The organism is Blautia sp. aa_0143, assembly GCF_004167315.1.
Classification (GTDB): Bacteria; Bacillota; Clostridia; order Lachnospirales; family Lachnospiraceae; genus Blautia_A; species Blautia_A fusiformis.
Genome location: NZ_RCXU01000001.1, coordinates 77,125 through 93,350, shown reverse-complemented (window position 1 = coordinate 93,350; position 16,226 = coordinate 77,125). Strand labels below are relative to the sequence as shown.

Annotated in this window: 13 protein-coding genes; 1 reads left to right on the top strand and 12 read right to left on the bottom strand. The window is 45.0% G+C overall.

Annotated features, from left to right (window positions below; genetic code table 11):
- Positions 1-117 precede the first annotated feature (117 nt).
- From EAI83_RS00410 to EAI83_RS00400, 3 genes are read right to left on the bottom strand one after another with little or no spacing between them, the layout of a single operon-like run.
- Entirely contained in the window at positions 118-498 is a 381-nt protein-coding gene (locus EAI83_RS00410) for a prenylated flavin chaperone LpdD (RefSeq protein WP_015524472.1), read from the bottom strand.
- Positions 483-1,052 (bottom strand): UbiX family flavin prenyltransferase, encoded by a 570-nt coding sequence (locus EAI83_RS00405; RefSeq protein ID WP_192926453.1) that lies wholly within the window; start codon positions 1,050-1,052, stop codon positions 483-485. Before EAI83_RS00405 ends, EAI83_RS00410 begins: the two co-directional genes overlap by 16 nt.
- Positions 1,049-2,515, bottom strand: a complete 1,467-nt coding sequence (locus tag EAI83_RS00400) for a UbiD family decarboxylase (RefSeq protein ID WP_022426359.1) — start codon at positions 2,513-2,515, stop codon at positions 1,049-1,051. Before EAI83_RS00400 ends, EAI83_RS00405 begins: the two co-directional genes overlap by 4 nt.
- A gap of 171 nt (positions 2,516-2,686) precedes the next feature.
- Here EAI83_RS00400 and EAI83_RS00395 point away from each other — a divergent pair, with 171 nt between their 5' ends.
- Positions 2,687-3,562 carry a LysR family transcriptional regulator gene (locus tag EAI83_RS00395; RefSeq protein ID WP_129974439.1) on the top strand — a complete coding sequence of 292 codons (876 nt, stop codon included), beginning with the start codon at positions 2,687-2,689 and terminating at the stop codon, positions 3,560-3,562.
- 10 nt (positions 3,563-3,572) lie between these two features.
- On the opposite strand, the gene feoB is transcribed toward EAI83_RS00395, so the two are convergent.
- From feoB to dxs, 9 genes are all read right to left on the bottom strand, one after another.
- On the bottom strand, positions 3,573-5,951 hold the full coding sequence (feoB, locus tag EAI83_RS00390) for a ferrous iron transport protein B (protein WP_129974438.1): 2,379 nt from the start codon (positions 5,949-5,951) through the stop codon (positions 3,573-3,575).
- A 408-nt stretch (positions 5,952-6,359) separates the two neighbouring features.
- Complete coding sequence (gene glgA / locus EAI83_RS00385; RefSeq protein WP_015524465.1) at positions 6,360-7,805, bottom strand: glycogen synthase GlgA; 1,446 nt, start codon at positions 7,803-7,805, stop codon at positions 6,360-6,362.
- A 58-nt stretch (positions 7,806-7,863) separates the two neighbouring features.
- Complete coding sequence (gene spo0A / locus EAI83_RS00380; RefSeq protein ID WP_015524464.1) at positions 7,864-8,670, bottom strand: sporulation transcription factor Spo0A; 807 nt, start codon at positions 8,668-8,670, stop codon at positions 7,864-7,866.
- 324 nt (positions 8,671-8,994) lie between these two features.
- A complete protein-coding gene (spoIVB, locus tag EAI83_RS00375) occupies positions 8,995-10,200 on the bottom strand; it encodes a SpoIVB peptidase (protein ID WP_110102998.1) in 1,206 nt (401 codons plus the stop codon).
- A 150-nt stretch (positions 10,201-10,350) separates the two neighbouring features.
- Positions 10,351-12,036, bottom strand: coding sequence for a DNA repair protein RecN (recN, locus tag EAI83_RS00370; protein ID WP_129974437.1), 1,686 nt, complete (start codon positions 12,034-12,036; stop codon positions 10,351-10,353).
- Positions 12,037-12,078: 42 nt separating this feature from the next.
- The gene (gene argR / locus EAI83_RS00365; protein WP_021650687.1) at positions 12,079-12,540 is read right to left on the bottom strand and encodes an arginine repressor; all 462 of its coding nucleotides are present in this window, start codon (positions 12,538-12,540) and stop codon (positions 12,079-12,081) included.
- Positions 12,541-12,556: 16 nt separating this feature from the next.
- Positions 12,557-13,417: an NAD(+)/NADH kinase gene (locus EAI83_RS00360; RefSeq protein WP_015524460.1), complete on the bottom strand. Its 861-nt coding sequence runs from the start codon at positions 13,415-13,417 to the stop codon at positions 12,557-12,559.
- A 23-nt stretch (positions 13,418-13,440) separates the two neighbouring features.
- The gene (locus EAI83_RS00355; protein ID WP_021650688.1) at positions 13,441-14,250 is read right to left on the bottom strand and encodes a TlyA family RNA methyltransferase; all 810 of its coding nucleotides are present in this window, start codon (positions 14,248-14,250) and stop codon (positions 13,441-13,443) included.
- A gap of 84 nt (positions 14,251-14,334) precedes the next feature.
- Positions 14,335-16,221 carry a 1-deoxy-D-xylulose-5-phosphate synthase gene (gene dxs / locus EAI83_RS00350; RefSeq protein ID WP_192926452.1) on the bottom strand — a complete coding sequence of 629 codons (1,887 nt, stop codon included), beginning with the start codon at positions 16,219-16,221 and terminating at the stop codon, positions 14,335-14,337.
- Positions 16,222-16,226: the final 5 nt, after the last annotated feature.

Here is a 16,226-nt window from a genome sequence, read left to right as displayed (position 1 = left end):
AGAAACATTTTAGACGGCTGGAATCTGCGTTATTTTTCAAAAATTCGCTGTTTGAGCGAAGAAAGTTTTGGACTTTTGGAAAATAACTTTAGCAGGTTCCAGCCGTTCGTTACTCAACTACCGCTGCAGTCCTTCTATCACCATCTCTGTCAGACGCACAACACTTCCCTGCACCTCCCGGATCTCTTTCTCCGAAATACCATCCTTATGAAATCCCCCGGTGCAAACCACTCTCTTTCCCAGCTCTTTCGAAACCTTCTCCGCCATCCACCGGCAGATCACCTCGTCCTTATGTCCCGGAAAATTCAAAACTGAAGAAGTCGCACTCACAGAACCATCCCCTGTCAGAGACACTCTCGGTTCCGTCTGCACCACACATCCCAGATGAGGTCTCTCTCCGCCTTTCAGACAGATAAGCACATCCTCTCCGATAAATGCAGCACTGACCTCCAGCTCACAGCCTGCAGTCTCCACACACTCTTTTATAATCCATTCCATCTGCGATACTCCTTTGCTTCGATCCCAAACGGTTCCAAAAGCTTTGCCGCAATATGATACACCATATCATCAATGCTTTCCGGTTTATGATAAAACGTCAGCATCGGCGGAATGATCCGCACTCCCGGAAGCATGGAAAGCTCATAAAGATTTCGGAGATGAATCCCGCTTAACGGTGTTTCTCTGGCTGCCAGCACCAGTATTCTCTGTTCCTTGACCGTCACATCTGCCGCACGCAGAATAAGATTATCTGCATAGCCACTGTGGATCCCCGCGATCGTCTTCATGCTGCAGGGCACGATCAGCATCCCCTCTGTTTTGAAAGAACCACTGGCCGGTTTTGCCCCAATTTCTCCCGGTGCACATACATGATCTGCCAATCGTTTCACATCCTCCGGTTCCAGCTCCGTCTCCTGGCGAAGAGTCATCTCTGCACTGGAACTCATGATCAGATAAGACTCAAAATCCGGATTCTCCCGGATGATCTCCAGACATTTTACAAGGAGCGGCAGGCCGCTTGCACCTGTCGCACCAACTATAATTCTCTTTTTCATTTTTTCAGCCATTTCTCCGGATCCAGTTCCATAAAACGGGCTCTGTGAAAATCTTCCTTCAGATCATAAGACACCGTACAGTCAAAAATAGTCTTGCATGCAATTCCATGATCACGGATACTTGGAGAAAATGCAGGATCATTGGACGGATCAAGAGGATGACAACGGACACCCGGAATGGTGATCACATCCACATCCCCCTGGAATCTCGTATTCATCGCCCAAAGTACATCATTCATATCAAAGCAGTCCACATCTTCATCTACCAGAAATACATTTTTCAGCTCACTAAAGGCGGAAAATGCAAGAAGTGCAGCCTGACGCTGTCTTCCCTCATCACTTTGAGAAAGCTTTTTAAACTGAAGGACAGCCATATACTTTCCACCTCCGGCACTGCTGCAGTATACGTTCTGAAGCCTTCCAGGCATTGCTTTTTCCACCATGCCATAGATGCTGGCCTCTGTAGGGATTCCCGCCATGGATACGTGCTCCTCACTTGGCCCGATACAGGTCTGCATGATCGGATTTTCACGATGTGTCACTGCTGTAACCTTGATCAGCCAGCACTGATCACTTGCAGGCCCTGTATATCCCGGAAACTCCGGCATGGCGTATCCGGTATTGCTGTTCTGATCTTCCTTTACACGCACACCCGGGATCACTTCTCCCTCGATCACGTATTCCGCATTGGCGATGGCACGCTCGTTAACGGTTAAACATTTACAGAGTTCCACCGGCTCTTTGCGCAGTGCACCGGCTACAGACAGCTCATCATACCCCAGTGGTGTTGTAGGCGGCTCAAAACAGGAACCGATCTCAATAGCAGGATCAACTCCGATACTGATAGAAATCGGCAGCCTTTGTCCCAGCTCCTCAGCACGCTCTGCCATTGCTCCGATATGTCTGGCACCAGGTGTAAAGAAAATGGAAAGCTCATCTTTTCCCTGAATGCAGAGACGGTGAATGGTCACATCGTGAACTCCAGTATCCGGGTGTGTGGCGTAGCACATGCCAAGTGTGATATACGGGCCCGCATCATCCGGTGTGTTCGTTGGCGCAGGAACCAGCTTATAGAGGTCAAAATCCGGATCTGCTGCCTTATGCACCACCTGCTGACACGGTGCATCGCCTTCAAGATCGACCGGTGGAATTGGATTCTCCACGCTTTTGCAGAGCATCTTTCCAAGATTTTCCGGCTGAGTGTCAAGTAAAGCAGCAACTCTTTTTCTGCTTGCCAGAAGACCGATAGCTACCCTTGCATCCGGGTGTCCTTTTATACGACTAAAGATCATGGCAGGTCCTTCCTTTGTGGGACGCTTCACCGTTCCACCGGCTCCTACATAACGATATACCCCTGCAAGCTCTGCCATCGGATCAACTTCCACCTCTGTTTCGATCAGCTGATCTGGCATCTGCTCCAGAAGTGCCAGAGCACTTCTCAGATCTCTTACTTTTTCTGCCATAAAAAACCTCCTGCGTTATCTTTATATTACTGTTCACTCCGTTCTCAGTAACATCTTTATTTTCTTATGTTATTTTATCTCTTTTTTACATGGTGAATCAATTCTTTCTATGATATAATTGTTTCCAATATGGAATGATTCGTCACTATTTTCTAAAAGGCAGGTGTTACCATGACCCTTGAACAGATCGACTATTTTATCTGTGCAGCTCAATCCCGGACTTTTTTTGATGCTGCAGAAGCTATGCATATCTCCCAGTCCTCCCTTTCCAAGCAGATCATGAAACTGGAAAAAGAACTGGAGCTTACCTTATGGGACCGCAGCAAGCGTACTGCTGTGCTTACTCCTGAAGGAGAGTTTTTTTACAAAGAAGCACTTAAGATTTCCAGACAGTATCATCGTTCTCTGGAAGCGGTGTACTATTTTAAGGACAGTAAGCTCCAGGCACTTCATATTGGAACACTTCCTTTTCTTTCTCAGTACCATCTTACTTCTGTGATACACAGTTTTTGTGATACACACCCGGAGCTTTCTTTTTCTCTGAAGGAGGTAGAAGACGAAGAACTTCTTTCCGGTCTTGAAAAAGACTTTTTTAATCTGATCTTTGTACGAAAACACATGATAGACCCGGAGCTCTATACTTTTCATGCTCTCACAGCAGACCGTCTGGTTGCTGTTTTTCCTGAAGCTCATCCCTCTGCGTCCAAAAAATCGGTCTCTCTTTCCGAACTGAAAAAAGAATCTTTTATCCTGATGCCTCCGCACACTTCCATTTACCGTTTCTGTATGCAAAGTTTTCATAATGCAGGGATCCACCCTCAGCTTCTGCGTACTGCCCGTGCAGAATCTATTGTCAGCGCAGTGGAAATTGGCGAAGGGATCAGTCTTCTTACAGAAAGCAGCTTTCAGTTCTTTCGTCAGCCTTCGCTTGTTGCTGTCCCGGTTAACGGACTGGAAAAGCTATCTATTGGAATTGCCCATAAAAAAAATATGGCTCTCACAACCTCTGTAGAATGTTTTCTGCAGTTTGTGAAAAGCCATATGTAAGGTATTTTTTCTATAATCCAAGCATCATTCCCACACCATGTACCGCAAACGCAACGATCCATGCAGTGGCACACTGTACTGCTACAATACCAGCAGCAGCTCTTACAGTTCCCATCTCCCGACGTACAGTTGCAATAGCTGCAACACAGGGTGTATAGAGCAAGGTAAAGATCAAAAATACGTAAGCAGTAAACGGTGTAAATAAAGTCTGAAGCAATGCCGTATTTCCGCCCAGAAGGACTGTCAGCGTAGACACAACACTCTCTTTTGCCATAAAGCCCGTGATCAATGCGGTGGATACTCTCCAGTCACCAAAGCCCAGCGGAGCAAAAAGTGGTGCCACGATGCTTCCGATCTTTGCCAGAAGGCTCTGATCTGTGCTGGTAACAAGGTTAAGACCTGCATCAAAGTTCTGCAGGAACCACACGATCAGCGTTGCCGCAAAAATAATTGTAAACGCTTTCTGGATAAAGTCCTTCGCCTTTTCCCAGATCAGCTGTCCTACACTTTTTGCAGAAGGAAGCCGGTAATTGGGAAGCTCCATGACAAACGGAACCGGCTCTCCCTTATATTTCGTCTTTTTCAGGATCAGCGCATACAGGATCCCGCAGAGAATTCCTGCAAAATAAAGGCTGATCATCACAACTCCTCTCCACTGCTTCGGGAAAAATGCACTGGTGAGAAGTCCGTAGATTGGAAGCTTGGCACTGCAGCTCATAAACGGAGTAATCAGGATCGTCATTTTCCGGTCACGTTCACTGGATAATGTTCTGGTTGCCATAATGGCCGGCACCGAACAGCCGAATCCGATCAGCATCGGCACAAAGCTTCTTCCGGAAAGTCCGATCTTTCGAAGGAGCTTGTCCATAACAAAGGCTACACGAGCCATATATCCGGTATCTTCCAGGATTGACAGGAAGAAAAACAAAGTAACGATCGTAGGAAGAAATCCGATCACGCTTCCGATACCGCTTAAAATTCCATCCACAACCAGTGACCGCAGTACTGAGCTGACACCTGCCACCTCCAGTCCCCTGCCAATAAGTGCAATTACCCAGTTCACGACCATAGTCATTCCGTCTGAAAGCCAGGCTCCCAGATAATTAAACGTCATCACAAATACAATTGCCATAATTCCCACAAAACAGGGAATTGCTGTATATTTTCCGGTAAGGATACGATCTATGGCGACACTTCGTTTATGCTCACGGCTTTCTGCCGGTTTTACCACAGTTTTCTCACAAAGCTTTTCAATAAAATTGAAGCGCATGTTCGCAAGAGCTGCCTCACGGTCCAGACCGCCATCCTTTTCCATAACATGTACCAGCCCATCAAGAACCTTTTTTTCACCTTCAGGCAAATCCAGACGTTTTTCGATCAGAGAATCTTTCTCTACGATCTTCGTAGCTGCAAAACGTACAGGAAGTCCTGTTTTTTTTGCATAGGGTTCGATCAGATGAACGGCTGCATGGATACATCTGTGAAGTGCGCCTACCGGATCCTTCGGTGACTGATTGTCAGTACAGAAATCAATTCTTCCCGGTGCTTCTCTGTATCTTGCAACATGGACTGCATGATCGATCAGCTCATCAATTCCTTCATTCTTCGCTGCTGAAATAGGTACAACCGGAATTCCTAAAATCTCCTCCAGTTCATTGATCCGAACAGAGCCTCCATTTGCCCTTACCTCATCCATCATATTTAAGGCCAGCACCATTGGGATTCCAAGCTCCATCAGCTGCATGGTAAGATAAAGATTTCTCTCAATATTGGAAGCATCTACAATATTAATGATTCCTGTCGGCTTCTCATTCAGCAGAAAATCTCTTGTTACGATTTCCTCGCTGGAATACGGGGAAAGTGAATAGATTCCAGGAAGATCCGTTACCGTTGCCTCCGGATGCCTCCGGATGCTTCCTTCTTTCTTGTCAACAGTTACACCCGGAAAGTTACCAACATGCTGATTGGAACCTGTCAACTGATTAAAAAGAGTTGTCTTTCCACAGTTCTGATTACCTGCCAGTGCAAACGTGATCGGTTCCCCTTTGGGAATCGTATTACCGATCCGGTTCTTACGATAATCTCGAGCCTTTCCAAGTTCTCCCACACCAGGATGAGCAATCGGCTGATGCCGTTCATTTTCTTTCTTCGTTTCCGTCATGGATTCGATCGATACGATCTCAATCTTTGCAGCTTCCGCCAGCCGCAATGTCAGCTCATATCCGCGCAGCACAAGCTGTACCGGATCTCCCATAGGAGCTGTTTTACGAAGAGACACTTCTGTCCCCGGTGTAAGCCCCATATCCAGAAGATGATGTCTCAGCTCCCCCTCGCCACGAACACTGATGATTCTGCCACACTCTCCAGTCTTTAATTTGTCCAGTGTCATATTGTCACCTCATCATAAGTACAATTTACATGGTCAATACATATATCTGTATTATCCACTAGTACATCGTTTCGTAAATAACTATATCAATCGGATTCACAGACAAGTGAATGGTATAGTTATTTCAAAAACGATGTATTAATATAAATGTAACACAATTTAAGTTATTTGACAATAACTGATTAATCTGATAAGTTTCATATAAATAATACCAATTCAAAAGTTATTTATCATTAACATTTATATTTTTTCTCACTTTAGCACAATTCCTGTTTGATAAACAAACATCTTCATATTTTTTTTCAGAGATACAATAACATCCATGTATATTCCCGCAATAAAAAAGCGCAAACGACATATTATCTGTCGTCTGCGCCTTTTTATTGCGAGAACCGCTTCGGTGAATCCTTACTCACCAATTAACCAATTGTACATTTCCTCATACTGACGTGCGGAATTGTTCCAGGAAAAATCTGCAGCCATCGCGCGATCTACCATTTTATTCCATTCACGTTTCTTGTCATAATATACACTCTCTGCATAACGGATCGTAGCAAGCATTTCATGTGCATTGTAATTTACGAAGGAGAATCCTGTTCCGGTTCCCTCGAATTCATTGTACGGGACAACTGTATCCTTCAGACCACCGGTCTCTCTGACGATCGGAAGAGTTCCATAACGAAGGCTCATCAGCTGGCTTAAGCCACATGGCTCAAACAGTGACGGCATCAGAAATGCGTCAGATGCTGCATAAATTCTGTGAGACATTGCCTCATCATAGTAGATCTGTGCAGATACCTTGCCATGATACTTCCAGTCAAAATGACGGAACATATTCTCATAACGTTCCTCACCGGTACCAAGAGCAACGATCTGAACCGCATCCTGACACAGTTCGTCCATGATATAAGCGATCAGATCAAATCCCTTCTGATCTGTCAGGCGGGATACAATACCGATCATCATAGCTTTCGGATCCTGCTCAAGTCCAAGATCTTTCTGAAGCTGGATCTTGTTCTTGATCTTCTCCTTGCGGAAGTTCTTTGCATTGTAGTTCTTGGTGATATTCGGATCTGTCTCCGGATTGAATTCATTGTAATCAATACCATTTACAATACCACGCAGGCTGTTGGCTCTCGCATTGAGAAGTCCGTCCAGCTTCTCACCATAAAACGGTGTCTTGATCTCTTCTGCATAGGTATTACTTACTGTGGTAATGGCATCTGCAAATACCATACCGCCCTTCAGGAAGTTTGCGTCCTTGTATGCTTCCAGTTTATCCGGCGCAAAGTAGTAATCGGAAAGGCCTGTGATATCCTTAACAGTCTTAACATCCCATACACCCTGAAATTTCAGGTTATGTATTGTCATAACAGTCTTGATTCCACGGAAGAATTCATTCTCCTGGAAAGAATCGTGAAGGTAAACCGGAACAAGTCCTGTCTGCCAGTCATGACAGTGGATGATATCCGGTCTGAATCCGATCACCGGAAGAACCGATAACACAGCTTTGGAAAAGAAAGCAAATTTCTCAAGATCCCATGGTGCACTGTCATATGGTTTCGGACCGCTGAAATAATATTCATTGTCAATGAAGTAAAACTGGATCCCGTCATACTGCATCTGCATAATGCCTACATAGCAGTTCTTAAATCCCAGATCCATATAAAAATGGGTCACATACTCCATTTTGTCTTTCCATTCCTGTTTCATGCAGGCATATTTCGGTAAGATCACGCGTATATCAAAATATTTTTTGTCAAAGCACTTAGGCAGTGAGCCGGCAACATCAGCGAGTCCTCCTGTTTTGATAAAAGGTACTGCTTCTGATGTAGCAAACAGAATTTTTTTCATCTGTATTCCCCTCCCTGGGTACACCCGTTTTTATTTATGATTATACTCCAAAATTCATCTAATTTAAAGACCGATTTTTATATTCTAGTCTGATTTTATCTGCGATCAGTGCTATAAATTCAGAATTCGTGGGTTTCCCTTTTCCGGTGCTTACAGTATATCCAAACAATTCATCAATGGTATCCATCTTTCCCCGGCTCCATGCCACCTCGATCGCATGTCGGATCGCCCGCTCCACTCTGCTCGGTGTTGTCTGATGGCGTTTCGCAATGGTTGGATATAATACCTTGGTAATGGAATTGAGCATTTCCATGTCATTGACAGACAAAATGATCGCATCCCTTAAATACTGATACCCCTTGATGTGTGCCGGAACTCCGATCTCATGAATGATATTCGTCACATCGGTTTCCAGATTCCTCTCCGGCTGAGGCTTTTTGGTTTCTGTGATACCTGGCCTTGCAATCTCCCGCACTCTCCTGTCCCCAATCTTCCGAATATGTTTGATCCGGTTTAAAAGTGTAGTGTTGTCAAAAGGCTTCAAAACATAATAGTCTGCTCCAAGACTGAATGCATCCTCTGTAATCCTCTCCTGTCCAATTGCAGATAATACGATAAACACTGGAACTTTTTTGACATTTGCGTTATGGGAAAATTTCTCCATAACGGAAAGGCCGTCCATCTTCGGCATAATGATGTCGAGAATCACCACATCCGGCTCCTTATCTTTGATTATGTTACAGATTTCTTCTCCGTTGTGTGCTTTTCCGACCAGTTCAAGGTCTTTATCTTCTTCGATCATCTGACCGAGCATGTCTGTCATTTTCGCGTTATCATCAGCAATTGCAACATTTAATTTGTCCATGAGGACCCTCCTAACTTCTATCTCCTTGGGTTTCCAGACATACCCCCTGTCACCATGGCAGTAACCGACACTGTTAGCTGCCTGCGCTTTCCCCTTGCTGGCGACAAAATTATTATAGTGGAAATCCTGTAGTAAAATCAAGATAAAAGTAGTTATTTTATCACACTTTCGTACGATATTTTTCGACATTTTTTCTCTTATATATCACAAAATTCACTAAAATGCAGGTATTTCCATCTGTATCCGGCATTTTTCCCCATATAAAAAAGAGGCACTTTTCCCGGACTTTTTCCATGTTTTTGTGCCTCTTTCCTCAACTGCAGATTATGCATTGCCTGTCATATTTTCAATAAAAATCCCATATCCGCCGGTAGAATCCTGCACAAATACATGAGTCACAGCACCAAAGAGTTTTCCGTTCTGAAGCACAGGACTTCCAGACATTCCCTGAACGATCCCACCTGTTTTTTCCAGGAGTTCTTTATCTGTGATCTGGATCACAAAGCTCTTATTAGAATCCTCATGGTTCATATCGATCCTGGTGATCTCTGCGGCATATTCTTTTACTTCGCCGTCTGTGCAGCAGAGAACAGATGCGGGTCCAATTTTCAGATCCTGTTTGTAACCTACAGGAATCTTCTTCAGATCCAGATTTTTCACCTGGTCAGCATCCACAGTTCCAAAAATGCCGTTTTTACTGTTTTCGGAAATCTCACCCAGGATATTGTCAGCTTCGTATCGGATCAGACCAGATAGTTCTCCGGGATTTCCTTTTTCTCCTTTCCGGATCCCCAGGATCTGGGCGTTGTAAAGATTTCCATCTGCGATACTTAAAAGTTCGCCGGTATCCACATCGCTGATCCCGTGACCAAGAGCACCGAACCCTCCATTTTCGTCCACATAAGTCAGGGTTCCGATTCCCTGTGTATCGTCCCTCACCCAGATGCCAAGCTTGTATTTTCCTTTCTCATCTTTCACCGGCGTCAGGGACAGGGGAATCGTCTCTTTTCCCCGGCGGACCTTCAGTGTTACAGATTCTCCGCAAAGATCTGCAAGATCCTCCAGAAGATCCTGCTTGCACTGGATCCGGTTCTGATCAAAAGCCACAATATAATCTCCCGGCTTTACAATGTCCCGGGCCGGTTCTTCCATCTCACCACTTTCCGAAAGGATCTCGCCTGTATCAATGATCAGAACTCCTTTCGTCTGCATATAAATACCTACTGCATCTCCGCTTGCATATACTTCTTTTGCAGTTATATTTTTTACCTTCACATCCTTAAAAGGGATCACTCCCAAGAGTCTGCAGTGCAACTTATAGCTGTCTTTTCCTGAAACGGTGATCGCATCATCAAAGCTGATAAAAGGGCGTTTAAGAAGATTGGCTACTTCCCGGCTGTCCTCATGATCCACCAGAATCTGATCCGGGATTTTTCTGTCCAGAAGCCGGTAGCCCAGCCATCCCATCAGAATCAGATCCAGCGCAAGAAATACAAGGAGCCAACATCGGTATTTTCTTTTTCTGTTCATCTTACGTCACATCCTTTGTAATTTTCTGATACAAGCAAATCCCCACCCACTGCTTATTGCTTTTCGCAACTGAAGCAGGGGACTGACTTGATTCGGTTAAAAAAGAGGACCGACCTTTCGGCCGTCCTCTCTTAGTATGTAACGTATAAATTATTTCAGTCTTGTATTTTTTTGTTGCTGTGCCAATTCCTTCATCTCTCTTGCATTTCCAAGAACAGCCGGCGTGATCTGGGCACCGCCCAGAAGTCTGGCAAGCTCACGAACAGATTCCTCTCCTTCCAGAGGATGGATCTGGGTGATGGTTTCTGTTCCTTCTACATGTTTCTCAATCTCAAAATGGGTATCTGCCATTGCTGCGATCTGTGGAAGATGTGTGATACAAAGCACCTGCCTGTGCTGTCCGATCACTGCCATTTTTTCAGAGACCTTCTGTGCAGTACGCCCACTGATCCCTGTATCGATCTCATCAAAGATCAGTGTATCGATCTGATCTTTATCTGCAAGGATCGCTTTGATGGCAAGCATAATCCTGGAAAGCTCACCACCGGATACAATCTGTCCCAGCGGTTTTCTACTCTCACCTGGATTTGTGGAAATCTCATATTCCACCGCATCATAACCATTATCTGTATAATTTTTTCTGCGGTCAAAACGGATAGAAAAATCCACATCCTCAAAATTCAGTTCCTTCAATCCTTCGATAATCTTTTCATCCAGCTGCTTACTGTATTTTTTCCGGATCTCTGAAAGTTCATGCGAAGCTTCCTCAAGAATCTTTTCTGCCTGCATAAGTTTTTCTTTCAGTAACCGGAAATTTTCTTCGAATCTTTGAAGTTTTTCTAATTTTTCCTGCTGTTCCTTCTGATAAGACAAAATTTCATGGATCGTCTGTCCATACTTTGCCTTCAGACTATTGATCAGATCCAGTCTTTTTTCTGTTTCGAAAAAAGTCTCTTCGTCAAAAGTCAAACTATCCATATAAGAAGACAGATCACGGCAGAAGTCACTGAGAAGTGAATCGATTTCCACAAGAGCTTCCTGTAAAGGTGCAAGATCCTTATCGTAATCTGCAATTCTTGAAAACTCTTTCAGGGCATTTCCGGTCATATCTGCGGCGCCCTGTTCATATCCGGTCATCCCACGGACCATTTGTGCTGTTTCCATGATTCTTCTGGCATTGCTCAGCTTCCGGTAGCGGTCCTCCAGTGTTTCGTCCTCTCCCGGAATAAGAGCTGCCTCCTCGATCTCATTGATCTCAAATTCCAGAAAGGCTTTTTCGCGGTTGCGCTGTTCCTCATCCATATCCAGTGCTTTCAGCTGATCCGCACAGTCCCGATACTCCTGATAAGCTTTCCGGACCTTCTCCCTGGCAGGAAGGATCTGTTCTTTTCCGTATACATCCAAAATAGCCAGCTGGCGGTCTCCATAAAGAAGTGACTGATGCTCATGCTGTCCGTGAATGTCCAGAAGACAGGCTGCTGCTGCTTTCATCTGGCTGACAGTACTTGTCTCTCCGTTGATCTTGTTGATACTTCTGCCGTCCATGATCTTGCGGGACATCAGCACCTGTCCGTCTTCCGGATAGATGTCAAGCGCCGCAAGGGACTCTCTGGCTTTCGTGTTTTCAACCTGAAACAGCAACTCTACCAGGGCATAGGAAGCATTTTCACGAATCATGCTTCTGGAAGTTTTTCCACCCAGGATAAGCTGTATGGATCCTAACAGAATGGATTTTCCGGCTCCGGTCTCACCAGTTAAGATATTTAAGCCTGGTCCGAATTCCACCTCTGATTCCTCTATCAGTGCAAGATTTTTTACATGCAGATGTACTAACATTGATTTCCTTTCTGGTATAAAGCATTTACATATTCTGTCATTTTATTTTCCTCTGGATAAGATCCCGCCAAGCTTCTGAACTACACCCGGTGCCTGTTCAGAGGTTTTCACCACACACATAATGGTATCATCTCCGGCAATACATCCCAGGATTTCCGGCCATTTCATGGCATCAAGAGCTGCTGCTGCCGCCATGGCCATTCCCGGAATTGTTTTTACCACTACGATATTCTGTCCGATGTTCATAGCGATCACTGCATCTTTCAAAACTCTGGAATATTTATCACTTAACACATCCGGTGTATGTTCTTCCAGGATCGCATATCTGGACTTTCCGTTGCTGCCTGCAACCTTTGTCATTTTCAGAGCACGGATATCTCTGGATACGGTAGCCTGCGTAACCTTAAAACCGGCCTCATTCAGTCTTGCTGCAAGTTCTTCCTGTGTATCGATCTCGTACTGACGGATCAGTTCGATAATTTTTTCATGTCTTGCTACTTTCAAAATTGAACCTCCTGCATCAGCTGTTACTCATTTTCTGTCTCAGAACCTCCACAAAGCTCAGATGGTTCAGCTTGAGGATTTTTGTCCTGACTGTGGCTTTCCGGATCACGATCCGGTCACCGGTGACCATGGATATCTGGGTATCCCCGTCGAAAGAGGCCACCGCTTTCTCAATGGTATTATGTCTTCCCTCACCGATCTCTACTGTAACTGCCTCTTCCCCGGAAAGAATGATACTTCGGGTGTTCATGGTATGGGGAGCGATGGGGGTCATGATCATCATACTGGCACTGGGAGAAACCACGGGACCTCCCGCTGACAGACTATATCCGGTAGAACCGGTCGGAGTGGAAATGATGATACCATCTGCATTGTATGAATTCATATATGCATCATTAACATAATTCTTGAAACGGATCACACGGAGATGTCCTTCTCTTCCGATCACAATATCATTTAATGCGATATCTTTTCCAATAAGTTCTTCTCCCCGATAGATCTTTCCTTCCAGCATCATACGATCTTCCAGCTCATAGTCATCTGACAGAAGCCGATCCAGAGCCGGATACACGGAATTTTTATCCACCTCGGCAAGAAATCCCAGAGTTCCCAGATTGATTCCAAGAAGAGGGATATCCAGATGCACCACATCCCTTGCAGCCTGCAGAAGTGTTCCATCTCCACCCAGTACAATAATGCACTGTGTATCCTGCGGAATCCCATCCGGGTCCGTATAATGATACGGTCCTTCCATTTTTTCGGTAATCTTCTGCACATGACACCTGGCACCATGCTTCTCCAGATAGGCAATGATCCTATTAGAAAATGTCAGTTCCGGATCCTTGGCACTGTTTGGAATTATATAAAATCTGTCCATATTGCTTCAGTCCTTTCCAAACATCAGTCCAGCTGTCCGTGGGCTTCCTTTACCACATCCTCTACGGATACGTCAAGACTCACAGGTACTTCTGTTCCTTCCGGATGTTTCTTCAGATGAAGGAGATATTCAATATTTCCTTCAGGTCCCTTGATGGGAGAAAAGGAAAGATGACAGGGCTCCATAAAAATGCTCATGGCATAATCTCTGACTTTCTCAATGACTTCTTCATGGACCTTCGGATCACGGACAACGCCTTTTTTTCCGACTTTTTCTCTGCCGGCCTCAAACTGAGGTTTGATGAGACATACGATCTCTCCGTCCTCTGTGAGAAGGTTTCTTACAGGAAGAAGCACTTTTGTAAGGGAGATAAAAGAAACATCGATCGAAGAAAATGCTGCCGGACCTTCCAGATCTTCCGGTACCACATAGCGGATATTTGTTTTTTCCATGCATACAACTCTTGGATCATTCCTGAGTTTCCAGTCCAGCTGTCCATATCCCACATCAATGGAATAGACTTTGACCGCTCCGTTCTGAAGCATACAATCTGTGAAACCACCGGTGGATGCGCCTACATCCATGCACACCTTATCCTTCAGTGTCACGCCAAAATTTTTCATGGCTTTTTCCAGCTTCAGTCCGCCTCTGCTGACATAAGGAAGAGTCTTTCCTCTTACCTCCAGCTTGACAGTCTCAGCAAACATGGAGCCAGCCTTGTCTTCCTTCTGACCGTTGACATATACTTCCCCGGCCATGATATACGCTTTTGCTTTTTCGCGTGACGGTGCAAGTCCCTGTTCCACCATCATGATATCCAGTCTTTTTTTCATATTATCCTCCAACAGCCCGGCTCTTTATGTGCCGGGCTGTAAAATGCCTCACAGCTTCGTATTCTTCTGCAAAGGCTATGTCCTTTATTTTCTGTTATTCACAAGATTTTCCCAGCTCTGTTCTACCGCATCCAGGATTCCCTGTACATTTAAACCTATTTTCATTCGCTGACGGTCCACCGTTCCATGCTCAATAAAATGATCCGGTATTGCCAGTGGAAGAACTCTTACTTCCGGATGACAGGCTTCCATATAAGCAGATACATGTTCTCCGAACCCACCGCTTTTTACATTCTCCTCCACAGTGACCAAAAGACTGTGGTTCTGCGAAAGCCGATCAAGGAGCTCTGTATCCAGAGGCTTTACAAAACGGACATTGACAAACGTAGCTCCTGCTATTTTGTGATCTCTTATCTCTTCACAGACCTTCTGACAGACAGAAACCATGCTGCCAACCCCGAGAACTGCAATCTCACTGCCTGGAGTGATCACTTCACTTCTGCCCTTCTTAAGTGGCTCATGACATTCTTCCATATCGGTACATGCCGATCCTTTCGGATATCGGATCGCACAGGGACCATCCAGCTCTTCTACTGCAAATTTCAACATCTCCTCAAGCTCTTTTCCATTCTTAGGAGCCATAACTGTCATATTGGGAATCATGGACAGATAGGATAAATCAAAGCATCCATGATGTGTTTCACCATCTGCTCCGACAAATCCTGCCCTGTCAATGGCAAAGATCACATGAAGATCCTGCATACATACATCGTGAAGGATCTGATCGATCCCTCTCTGCAGGAACGAAGAATATACCGCAAAAACCGGGATCATTCCCCCAAGTGCCATGCCTGCCGCAAAGGTTACTGCATGTTCTTCCGCAATACCCACATCAAAAAAACGCTCCGGGAATTTCTTCCGGAATCGGTTCAGTCCGGTTCCATCTGGCATAGCAGCTGTAATAGCAACTACTTTTTTGTTCTTCTCTGCCAAAGAACATATTGCACCGGAAAAATGATCCGTATATGTCGGCGCTGTTTTTGCTGTAAGGGGTCTGCCACTCTGGATGTCAAAAGGACCTGTTCCGTGAAAACGCTCCGGATGGGAAGATGCCGGTCCATAGCCTCTGCCTTTTTCTGTAAGGACATGGACAACAACCGGTCCCTCCACTCTCTTTGCCTCATTAAAAAGCTTCATCATCTGACGCATATTATGGCCATCTACCGGTCCCAGATAAGTCAGCCCCATATTTTCAAAAAGCATTCCGGGAATGATCAGCTGCTTGATGCTGCTCTTGGTCTTTCGGACCGTATCTACCACAGCGGTTCCAACATGGGGAATCTTTTTGAGTGTTTTTGTCACGCCAATCTTCATTCCTGTATAAGTCTCAGCTGTACGCAGAGCGCTTAAATAGGTGGACATTCCTCCTACGTTCTTGGAAATAGACATGTTATTATCATTGATGATAATAATAAAATTAGTCTTCAGCTCAGCCGCATTGTTCAATGCTTCATAAGCCATCCCACCGGTAAGCGCACCATCTCCGATCACGGAAACCACATGGTATTTCTCTCCCATCAGGTCTCTGGCACGGACATAGCCAAGTCCTGCGGAAATGGAATTGGAACTGTGTCCGGTATCAAACGAATCACAGTCACTTTCATTCCTTTTTGGAAAACCGCTTAAACCTCCTTCTTTACGAAGATCCTTAAAGCCGTCTTTTCTTCCTGTAAGGATTTTATGTGTATAAGCCTGATGTCCCACATCCCAGATCAGCTTATCCTGTGGAAGATCAAGCTCATTATGCAGAGCAAGAGTCAGCTCCACCACACCCAGATTGGATGCCAGATGGCCACCTGTCTCACTTACACTCTGGATCAAAAAGCTCCTGATTTCCTCAGCAAGGCGCGGAAAATCCTCCAATGAAACTTTATGAATATCATTTGGCTTTTTAATTTTTTCCAGAATCATTTGTA

What these genes read in the sequence shown, in the direction of transcription:
- recN (WP_129974437.1), bottom strand. Translation starts at nt 12,036, where the DNA reads ATGTTAGTACATCTGCATGTAAAAAATCTTGCACTGATAGAGGAATCA.
- spo0A (WP_015524464.1), bottom strand. Translation starts at nt 8,670, where the DNA reads ATGGACAAATTAAATGTTGCAATTGCTGATGATAACGCGAAAATGACA.
- EAI83_RS00395 (WP_129974439.1), top strand. Translation starts at nt 2,687, where the DNA reads ATGACCCTTGAACAGATCGACTATTTTATCTGTGCAGCTCAATCCCGG.
- EAI83_RS00400 (WP_022426359.1), bottom strand. Translation starts at nt 2,515, where the DNA reads ATGGCAGAAAAAGTAAGAGATCTGAGAAGTGCTCTGGCACTTCTGGAG.
- dxs (WP_192926452.1), bottom strand. Translation starts at nt 16,221, where the DNA reads ATGATTCTGGAAAAAATTAAAAAGCCAAATGATATTCATAAAGTTTCA.
- EAI83_RS00355 (WP_021650688.1), bottom strand. Translation starts at nt 14,250, where the DNA reads ATGAAAAAAAGACTGGATATCATGATGGTGGAACAGGGACTTGCACCG.
- EAI83_RS00360 (WP_015524460.1), bottom strand. Translation starts at nt 13,417, where the DNA reads ATGGACAGATTTTATATAATTCCAAACAGTGCCAAGGATCCGGAACTG.
- spoIVB (WP_110102998.1), bottom strand. Translation starts at nt 10,200, where the DNA reads ATGAACAGAAAAAGAAAATACCGATGTTGGCTCCTTGTATTTCTTGCG.
- glgA (WP_015524465.1), bottom strand. Translation starts at nt 7,805, where the DNA reads ATGAAAAAAATTCTGTTTGCTACATCAGAAGCAGTACCTTTTATCAAA.
- EAI83_RS00410 (WP_015524472.1), bottom strand. Translation starts at nt 498, where the DNA reads ATGGAATGGATTATAAAAGAGTGTGTGGAGACTGCAGGCTGTGAGCTG.
- feoB (WP_129974438.1), bottom strand. Translation starts at nt 5,951, where the DNA reads ATGACACTGGACAAATTAAAGACTGGAGAGTGTGGCAGAATCATCAGT.
- EAI83_RS00405 (WP_192926453.1), bottom strand. Translation starts at nt 1,052, where the DNA reads ATGAAAAAGAGAATTATAGTTGGTGCGACAGGTGCAAGCGGCCTGCCG.